Raw genomic sequence first — 9,350 nt, 5'->3', positions numbered from 1 at the left:
TTCAGAACGACACGACGCCGATCTGCACACCGCTCGCCCGGATCGTGTCCGAGTCCTTATCAGCGTCGAGGAACACACGCAGCACGTTCGCGCCGCCCTTCGTGCGGGCGATGCCTGTCACCGAGAAGAAGATCCCCGCCCCACCCCGGATCCGGGACAGACGAGTCGACGACGGGTGGAGGACGTTCTCGTCGTTCAGGACCACTGACAGCAGTCCCGACGCGTTCTCCTGATGAGCGCCCACCGCAGTCCCCGTCACGGTGATGAGCACCGTCCGGTCACCGTCCGTGTAGAACGACTCACCAGCGATCCGCACCCGACCAGCGGCCGGCGTCACGTCCGTGTCGACGTTGTCGTCCGCGGACGGCAGCGCGTCGATCGACTGCGCCCGACGCCACTGCGGCGACGACGCCGTCCCCGACGACCGGTACGCGAAGTCCACGTCCACGCAGTACGCCTCCGTCCCACGAAGGAACAGCAGCGGACTCATCTCCATCAGCGCAGCCTTTGAGTCCACCTGGATCGACGGACGGATCGACGGCAGCGGCGAGAACAGCGTCGACGCCGCAAGCGTCTGACCGGCGCCACGGCTGAACTGGTGCAGCGTCAGGAACTCCTGCCCCGTGTCGAGAGGCACCTCGGAACCCTTCAGCACCACCAGCTTCACCGGCTGCGCAGCGTTCGACGGGGAGTACAGCAACCCCACGTAGTAACGGGTCGGCGACGACACCGCCGGCACCGGCAGGGTCACGTTCGCGTCGATCTGATGACCGAACCCGTTCACCACCGCCCGTGCATACCCAGACACCGACGAACGCTTGATCGTCACCGTGTCGTTCGTGTTCACCACGATCGCATACGGGGAACCCCAGTCGTCGAGGATGCCGTTCCCGACAGCCCCCACCGTCTGCGCCCACGCACCATCCGTCAACTTCTGATCGACGATCGGGAACGAGGTCTCCGTCATGTTGGTCTCCTTCTAGATCGCCTGCAGCAGCCGGACGCTCTTCAACGCCTTCGCCACACGAGTGTTCGTCTTCGTCGTCCACGCCGACGAGTCCCTGGACCCGACCACCGCGGACACGGTCTCCGTCGGAGACCCCTCCTGCGCCTGCACCGTTGTCGTCACCTCGCGGACCAGGTTCGTCAGGTCGAGACCGTCGATGAAGACACCGACCTTGTCTCCGACGAACCAGTCACGCCGGTACTGCACGTCCGGGGAGTCCGTGATCGTGAACGACACCGACACGGGGTTCGACCCGTCCGACAGGGCATCATCGCCAGCATCGGTGAGTTCAGAGACGACAGTCGTCTGTCGCTGGTCGATGAGCGCCTCGATGCGGGAACCCCAGATGGATTCGGCCGCTGCGGACACGCGTTCGACGAACAGCCGGTTCGCACCTTGCCCGCCACCAGCGACGATCGCCGCTGTCACGGTTGGGCGGGTCAGCGTGTAGGACCAGTCCTCGCCGATGATCCCGCCGGTGAAGTCCCGCACGGCTCCGAACCGGACGTTCGCGGTGCGGTCCGTGATCGGCCGGACGGTGAAGTCGAGGTACGGTGCGTCGTCTTCCCGCTGCAGGATGTCCATGTGGAGCTTCCCGGACTCTGCTACGTCCGCGGCTACTGCACCGAGGAGGTCCAGGCGCCCCTTGATGGACACCGACCGGCCGCGGCCCTGAGTTGCGGGGAGGCGGAGCCGAGGCACTTGCCTGTACGAGAGCGCCGCGTCACCGGCGTTGAACCTCACGTAGCTGAGAAGCACCGACTCGGCAGGGCCCGACCGAGTGTCGTATGCGGTGGGCTGATTTGTGATGTCCTTCGTCGGGTCGGGGAACAAGATGCGGTCGTCCAGCACGTCGAGGTCCGAGACGCCCGAGATGGTCGACACTGTGCCGCCGCGTTGGATGCTGGTGATCGGCCCCGACATGACGAGCTTGTCGCCGCGGGTGAGGAGCACCCCGTTCCCCGGCGTCAGCAGCCCCGTCAGACCCTCGTTCCGTGCGGTGACGGACCAGGTGCCCGGGTCGGTGCCGGTGACGTTGTGCCGCTCCACGACGGTCAGCGACGACCAGAACTTCACTGGGTCGTAGGAGCGGCGGAGGTTCTTGTCCCGCGGCTGGATCATCCACTGTGGCATACGATCTCCTGGTCCGGAAACGACGAGAGCCCAGTCAAATGACTGGGCTCTCATTTACCTTCTTAAGTTTTCAGTTAAGCGGTCCCCGGCGCTTTCGCATCGGCGCAGACATCACAGAAAGTGATCACACCAACTTCTCCGTCGACACCGAACTCGCTGAGCGATGCAACGCGTACGACCATCTTGGGGCGCGTGTGCCGCTCGCACCGCTCATCGGAAAGGTCGACCGTTCCCGGCCAGAGTAAGTCGCGCATAGTCACTGTTCTCGAACGTCTAATGCATCCCAGAACGCGTCACGCTGCCATTGATCAGCGAAGTAGAGCACCAACCGGGGGCCATCCGTCGCGAGAGCTTGAAGATCGGAGACATCCACAATTCGACGCGACGTACTCGACCCGGCCTGCAACAGCGCGAGTACGGCGTCCGTAGCGCGTTCGAGGTCAATGGGCTGGTCTGCCGGTGACTCGTAAAAGCGCGCGCCGTCGATTGCCTCCGCGATCTGCTCGCGCGTCAGCACGGAGGCGACTGGGACATTTGGCTCGATGGGGTTCATCGCTGGTTCTCCATGGCTGCAGCGGATATTGCTACGTGCTTGCCGTTACCGCGCTGCGCAGCTTCTGCGGCTGCGAGATCCCGCTTGCGGGCATCCGGATCGAGGTACACCCCAGTAACGACGGCAAACCATCGCCAGTAGGCTACGAACTCTTTAGCCTGGTACCCCAGGTGTGAATGGCGTGCCCCATGCGGCTTTGCCTCGGTATCGATCTTCGATGTTCCGGTAGACTGGTCCACAGCCCCTCCTTGGTTACTCAAGCGTTGGGTTAGGCCCCGCGGTTGAGTGCTTCCAACACTCCCCGGGGCCGTCTACATTCTACCCCGGGCAACCGACAAATGGGCTACGCATGCTCACCCAAACGCGCTCAGCCACTTCTCCAACCATCGGACGGTCATCGACGTGTCCGCCCCAGCCGAACCCAGCTGCACGTTCACGCTGTTCATCCCCGGCCTGAGCGGAGCGAACGTCGACGTGGGGGAGATGTACGGCCACGCCACCTGCCCGCCCAGACGAGCAGACCGGCGCCGAGGGTCAGTGACGAGGACCAGTTCCTGGCCATCAGCGACCGCCGACGTCATCACCATCTTCGTGCCCGGGAAGCTGAGCTCCGCGATCGTCGCGGGACCATCGACGAGGACTTCCACCCACGCCGGCACATCCCCCTGCACCGCCATCTGCATGCCGTTGCCGATCGTCACCGAAGCGGAAATCGACCGCGGCCACACGTTGTCGTCAGTGGACGACAGGAACACTTCCCCGTCGGCGATGCCGTACGTGAACGACGTGTACTCGCGGGCGTGGAAGAACGGATCCACCGCGAGGAGCGTCAGCCCGAAGTTCTCGAACCGGGCCCCACCAGCAGACCCGCCATGCTCACCCGTCCACCCGTCCTTGTAGGTGACGTCGAGGAGACGTTCCCCGTTCACCGACGACACACCGAGACGGAACGTACCCGTGTCCCCGATGTCGACGAGATCCCACATCGGTGCGATCAGCCCGCGGAGCTCCGTCAGCTTCCCCATGAACTCCACATGCGAGGTGTCCGACGCGAACTTCAACGGCAGGAACACTTCCCGCTCGCCGACGTTCACCTCCTGCAACGACGACCCCGGCATGCCCGGCGTCTTGATCGTCACCACGTCCAGCGGGGGCAACTGCAGACCAGTCGCCCCCGCCTTCAGGATCCGGTCCACGTCAACGTTCAACGGGACCACGAGGGAACCGTCCATCGACTCAAGCCAGATCCGGCGTGTGTCTTCCCGGACGATGACCGGAGGTGTCGTCGGGAAGTCGGGCCCGGTGGGGCCGTTCCCGTCGAGGGTGTCGACGAACTCGTCCGCCGGCCCACCACCATCGATCGTGTCGGTGATGGTGAGCGACGGTGAACCGCCCGCGATCAGTGTCGCCACAAGATGCCTCCGATCAACGGCCGCCGGCCATGACTTCCTTCTTGTGCACCCACGACTCGAACTCGCGGACAGCACCACGGTCCGGGTTGTGGAACACCGGTGCGTACGTGGTCGAGCCGCCACCTTCGGACGAGACGATCTCCCGCAGCGTCTGCATCGGCAGCGCCACCTCCGGGTCGCGGAGGTTGTTCTGCACCAGAGACAACCCCTGGGGGAGCACCCCGCCCTTGTCGTACAAGGTGGGCGTCAACCCGCCGACGATGCCGCCAGCAGCCATACCGCCGCCAGCCTTGCCGCCCTTGTACTCGAAGTGCCACGGCTCACGCTGCGCGAACGACAGGCCAGTCGGGTACCACCCGAACCGGGGCCCGTTCGCACGCATCCACGCCTGCGACCCGCCACCAACGTCAGCAGCGAGACCGTACCCGTGAACCGACGTGCCCGGAGTCGCCGCGAGGTTCCCACGGCCAGCCCGGTACGCGGAGTACCGCATCTGCTGGTTCGCGAGATCCCGGTAACCCTCCGTCAACGACAGGCCACCACCGAACGCCCGCTGCATCGCCTCCCACGCGACCGCAGCAGCCTTCCGGAGATACCCGCCGATCGGACCGACACCAGGACCACCGGTGAACCCGGACACCTTCGACAGCGCCGACTTCGGCAGCTGCCCGTTCGCGCCAGACCCACCAAAGTTCCCGACGTCGCCGGCACCGCCCATCGCCTTCAGCGCGGACACTGCCCCGTCGAGGAGCTTCGTGCCCATGCCACCAGCGACGTCGACCATGCGGCCGGCACCGGGGATGTTCCCGATCACGGACTTCACGAGCTTCCCGAGCGTCCCCATCGGATCGGAGACGACCTGCGAGGCGGTTTCCGCGGCGTTCTTCGTCCAGTCCCACGCGGTGCCAGCAGCACCCTTCGTCCACGCCCAGGCAGCCTTCGCGCCGGACAAGAGCCCGTTGCCGTTGCCGCCATCGGAGCCGGAGCTCTTCTTGACGACGCCGCCCTTCGCGTACCCGGTCATCTTCCGCACCGCCGAAGCGCCACCGGAGTTGCCGGCAGCGTTCAACGCGTGCACAGTGGACGGGCCGAGACCACGAACCACCTCGGGGACGAGGACACCCTCACCGCGACGCATCGGCGTCATCACGTCGTCACGCTTCGCGGCCTGGTAGCCAGGAATGACGCCACCTCGAGCGAACCCTGATGGCAAGTCAATCGGGTCAATTCGCTTCTTGACGCCGAACGCCTTCGCAACGTTGTTGAACGGCTTGATGAGCGAGTCATTCACAACCGTGTTGACGACGAACTTGATCGGCGCCTTGGCAGCCGTCTTGACGGCCTCCCAGGCCCGCTTGATGCCATCCTTCATCACGCTGAACGCTGCTGGGATGGTCGTCTTGGCGACCGTCGTCAGCTTGTCGAAGACGGGCTTCAGCCAGTCCCAGACGGTCTTGATCGCGGTCTTGATGCCATCCCAAGCAGGCTTGATCGCGTTGCGGTACAGCCACATGAACGCTGCACCGAGGGTGCCGCGGATGAATGAGACCGCCGTGTTGAAGATCAGGCTTGTCGTCGCCCACCAGAGCCGAATTGCGCCAGTGATCCAGCTGATGACCGGCCGCACCACAGACATCCAGAGCCAAGTGAAGGCGACACCGAGCACGTTCCGGATGAACCCGACCGCGACGTTGAACACCGCAGACGTGACCGCCCAGAACCAACGCGCCCCAGCCACGATGCCCGCCCACGCCACTCGTGCGACACCCACAAGGAACGTGAACACCGGAGCGAGAGCGAACTTCACCATCGCGATGACGAGTTCGAAGATCGCGGAGATCGTGTTCCCGAACCAACCAGCGACTGCAGCGATGCCGCGGAACACGGGCATGGTGACGTTCTGCCACCACCACGTGAACACGGCGCCGACAGCTCGGACCACCGTCCTGATGCCCGAGAAGACGGGCTTCAGGACCGTGTTCCACGTCCACATCGCTGCGGCGGCGATGCCGTGCCACGCAGGCACGAACACCGTCTGCCAGAGCCACACGGCCGCAGCGCCGACAGCCTTCGCTCCGACCTGGATCCCGGACCAGATGGCGTCGACACCTGTTTTGAACCAACCCAGGTTCTTGTACGCCCAGATCACACCGGCAATCAGCAGACCGATCGCGGTGATGATCAGCCCGATCGGGTTGGCCCGCAGAGCGAAGTTGAACGCCTTCTGCGCACCGACCGCGAGCCACGTCGCGAACGTCCACGCCTTCTGCGCCGCAGCGACGATCCGGATCTGCGAAGCCCACGCCGCGAAACCGCCAGCAGCGACGATCTTCTGCTGCAGGATCCATGCCTTGTACGCGAGGACCAGTCCGCCAATCGCACCCGCCAAGGCGATCACTGCAACCTTGTTGTTCCGCATGAAACTGGTGACAGCGACGAGTCCCGGACCGATGAACCGGAGGACCGCAGCTGCGGCACGGAACGCGAGGAGGAACGCACCCCCGATGATCGCGGCGACAGGACCGATCGCGACCAGAAGGTTCTTGAACGACGGCACGAGAGCCGTGGTCACGAACGTCCGGACGTCGTTCAACGCGTCAACGACGATCTGCCGCGCCGCGAGGATCGACTTCACCTCGGGGGAGTCCGGAACGAAGTTCGTCGTTGCCGTCAGCCCTAACGACACCTTCCCGGTGAACGCCAGCTTCCCAAGCCCGCCCATCAGGTCAAGGAAGTTGGTGACCTTGCTGCCAGCCCCGTCGAGGCCCTTGGCAGCACCGTTCGCGATGCCCTCGAGCGCAGGGGTGACGGTCTGGTAGATGCCGAGAGCGACGTCTTCAAGCTGCGACTGCAGCTTGTCCATCGCACCGCCGAGACCCTTCATCTTCGACTGCGCAACAGCAGCAGCGCCGCCCTGACGGGTCACAGCGCCAGCCATGCTGTCGAAGTTCGTGGCACCCGTCTTCGCGAGCGCAGCGACCGCAGCAAGCGGCTCACGTCCGAACGCGAGGACCGCCTGGGACGCGAAGTCCTCCTGCGTCATCACCTTCCGCGCTTCGGACAGCTGCTCGATGACCGTGCGGAGGCCGACGAATCGGCCTTCCTGGTCGAAGACCGACAGGTTCAGCGAGTCGACAGCCTTCTGAGCCTGCTTCGAGGGCCGGGCCAGGGACGCGAGCATCCCGCGGAGGGCAGTACCAGCCGTGTCACCCTTCAGGCCGTTGTTCGCGAGAATGCCGATCGCCGACGCCGTGTCCGAGATGCTGATGCCAAGCGTGTTCGCGACGGGGCCGACGTACTTCATCGACAGGGCGATGTCGTCGACACCACCAGCCGCAGCGTTCGCGGTGTTCGCGAGAACATCGGCGACCATCGCAGCGTCCTTCGCCGCGAGCCCGAACTGGTTGAGAGAGTTCGCCTGAATCTCCGCAGCACGCCCACCGGACACCTGAGCTGCAGCAGCGAGCTGAATGGTGCCCTTCGCGGCTTCCATCGCGTCGGCAGCCGACAGGCCACCCTTCGCCAGCTCGAGCATGATCGCCGCAGCGTCCTTGCCGGACGTCGCGGGAAGGGTGAGATCAGAGCCCAGCTGACGGGCAGTAGCCCCAACGAGCACCATCTGCTTGTTCGTCAGGTTCGCGACGGCCTGCAGCTCGTTCATCGTCGCCGTGTACTCGTTGCCGAGCTTGATGACCTGGCTCACGCCGATGATGGCGCCGAACCCGGCAGCCATCCCCGCGAGAGGCTTCAGCGTTGCCAGAGCGCCGGCCGCGACGTTCTTTGCACCCTGAGCGACCTTCCCCAACCCAGACGACAGGGGAGCGCCGGCGGCGGCGAGCTTCGAGAACCGTCCCGTCATCAACGCCGACTGCTTCGACGCCTGACCCTGCGCCGCAGACAACTGCCCAGTGACAGCCTTCTGCTCGTTGAACGCAGCCTTCAGCTGGTCCTCAACAGCGACGACCTTCATCCCCGCGAGCTGCTGCTTACCGCGCGCCGACGTGAGCTGCTGCTCCGCCTTCAACGCCTGCGACGACGCGCCGGAGTACTTCTTCCGCTGCTCAGCCAGGCGAGCCTCAGCCGCCTGCACACCAACAGCGGCAGCCTTCTCCTCCGACCGCGCCTTCGCGATCGCAACCTTCTCCGCCTGAACGACCTTCGCCGCACGCTTCGACGCGACCTCGAGCTCCTGCACGAGCGTCTTCGCCGCCGACGTGGAACCGCCAGCCGCGACACCAGCCGAGAACTGACGGCCAGCAGACAGGCCCGCAGCTTTCGCCGCGGTGCCTGCCTGCTTCGACATCGTCGACGCGAACTTCGCCATTGAGGGGAGGACGTCGAGCCATACAGCGGAACCGGCCAACGGTGCACTCCAATGTCTAGTTGTTCGCGAACCAGCCGTCAGCGACTTGCTGCATCTCGGCTTGCTGCTGCGCCAAGTACTCGGCGTCCGCTTCGTCCTCTTCGGACGGCGCGACGACCGGTGCCGGCAACAGGTCCGGCTTCGGCACCGGCGACTTCGACAGCGCCGACTGCACCGTGTAGAGCAGGACCCGAAGGATCGAGTTCGAATCCCGGTTGATCCAGTCGGAATCCCGCCAGTCCGTGTCCCGATGGGCACGGTGAAACGCTGAATCGGTGGGTAAACCTTCGACGAGGACCCGCAGCTGCCGGGTGCTGATGCGCCCCTGCAGGTACTCCGCCAGCGGATCCCGCGGCGCGTACGTGGACTGCAGTGCAGCATCCCCGGGGCCCTGGTGGTCTCCGAGGAGCTGCAGCATCGCCTCAGCGCGGACCTGCACGGCGACGGGGTGCGTCGCTGGCAGGTCCGCGAGCTCGAGGTCGAACTCGTCGAGGTCTACCCCCGTCAGTTTCCCTGCGAGTCCTTCAGGTCCTGACCGACAGCGATCATGACGAAGTTGATGCCCTCATCAGTGCCGCCAGCGGCGACGTACCGGTCGTACTGCTCGCCGAGAAGGATCCGGCTCTGCGCGGAATCGTCGTCCTCATCGCTCTTCTCGGACTCCTCGGCCGCCGCCTTCAGAGCCTTCTTCGTGGCCTTGTCGTAGAAGTAGGGGTGCGGGATGTAGAACGGGTCGCCGCCCTCTTCGACGAAGATCTCGATGCGGTCACCGCCGACGGACTCCTCGACCTTCTTGCGGGCCTGAGCGATCGTGTACGACGTGCGACGGTTCTTGTCAGCCTGGCTGGTCATGCTGGTCTCCTAGTGAGCTTGGTGAGCTCG

8 protein-coding genes are annotated in these 9,350 nt (G+C 65.1%); all 8 read right to left on the bottom strand.

Features of this window, described 5'->3' with window-relative positions:
- Position 1: 1 nt before the first annotated feature.
- Entirely contained in the window at positions 2 to 967 is a 966-nt protein-coding gene (locus tag DEJ17_RS06505) for a hypothetical protein (RefSeq protein ID WP_110892628.1), read from the bottom strand.
- A 12-nt stretch (positions 968 to 979) separates the two neighbouring features.
- Complete coding sequence (locus tag DEJ17_RS06500) at positions 980 to 2,140, bottom strand: siphovirus ReqiPepy6 Gp37-like family protein (protein ID WP_181421083.1); 1,161 nt, start codon at positions 2,138 to 2,140, stop codon at positions 980 to 982.
- Between the two features lie 256 nt (positions 2,141 to 2,396).
- The gene (locus DEJ17_RS06495) at positions 2,397 to 2,693 is read right to left on the bottom strand and encodes a hypothetical protein (RefSeq protein WP_110892626.1); all 297 of its coding nucleotides are present in this window, start codon (positions 2,691 to 2,693) and stop codon (positions 2,397 to 2,399) included.
- A complete protein-coding gene (locus DEJ17_RS17535; RefSeq protein WP_146239653.1) occupies positions 2,690 to 2,932 on the bottom strand; it encodes a hypothetical protein in 243 nt (80 codons plus the stop codon). Before DEJ17_RS17535 ends, DEJ17_RS06495 begins: the two co-directional genes overlap by 4 nt.
- Positions 2,933 to 3,046: 114 nt before the next feature.
- On the bottom strand, positions 3,047 to 4,105 hold the full coding sequence (locus DEJ17_RS06490; RefSeq protein WP_110892625.1) for a hypothetical protein: 1,059 nt from the start codon (positions 4,103 to 4,105) through the stop codon (positions 3,047 to 3,049).
- Positions 4,106 to 4,118: 13 nt separating this feature from the next.
- Positions 4,119 to 8,429, bottom strand: a complete 4,311-nt coding sequence (locus DEJ17_RS06485; RefSeq protein ID WP_110892624.1) for a phage tail tape measure protein — start codon at positions 8,427 to 8,429, stop codon at positions 4,119 to 4,121.
- A 55-nt stretch (positions 8,430 to 8,484) separates the two neighbouring features.
- Entirely contained in the window at positions 8,485 to 8,886 is a 402-nt protein-coding gene (locus tag DEJ17_RS06480) for a hypothetical protein (RefSeq protein WP_146239651.1), read from the bottom strand.
- A gap of 86 nt (positions 8,887 to 8,972) precedes the next feature.
- The gene (locus tag DEJ17_RS06475) at positions 8,973 to 9,320 is read right to left on the bottom strand and encodes a hypothetical protein (RefSeq protein ID WP_110892622.1); all 348 of its coding nucleotides are present in this window, start codon (positions 9,318 to 9,320) and stop codon (positions 8,973 to 8,975) included.
- Positions 9,321 to 9,350 lie beyond the last annotated feature (30 nt).

It is taken from the genome of Curtobacterium sp. MCSS17_011, from assembly GCF_003224275.1.
Classification (GTDB): domain Bacteria; phylum Actinomycetota; class Actinomycetes; order Actinomycetales; family Microbacteriaceae; genus Curtobacterium.
Note: the sequence above shows the minus strand (reverse complement) of the source record. Positions and strands in the feature narration are given on the sequence as shown.

Coding starts and splice junctions, on each gene's coding strand:
- DEJ17_RS06485 (WP_110892624.1), bottom strand. CDS start 8,429: ATGGCGAAGTTCGCGTCGACGATGTCGAAGCAGGCAGGCACCGCGGCG.
- DEJ17_RS06475 (WP_110892622.1), bottom strand. CDS start 9,320: ATGACCAGCCAGGCTGACAAGAACCGTCGCACGTCGTACACGATCGCT.
- DEJ17_RS06495 (WP_110892626.1), bottom strand. CDS start 2,693: ATGAACCCCATCGAGCCAAATGTCCCAGTCGCCTCCGTGCTGACGCGC.
- DEJ17_RS06500 (WP_181421083.1), bottom strand. CDS start 2,140: ATGCCACAGTGGATGATCCAGCCGCGGGACAAGAACCTCCGCCGCTCC.
- DEJ17_RS06480 (WP_146239651.1), bottom strand. CDS start 8,886: ATGCTGCAGCTCCTCGGAGACCACCAGGGCCCCGGGGATGCTGCACTG.
- DEJ17_RS06505 (WP_110892628.1), bottom strand. CDS start 967: ATGACGGAGACCTCGTTCCCGATCGTCGATCAGAAGTTGACGGATGGT.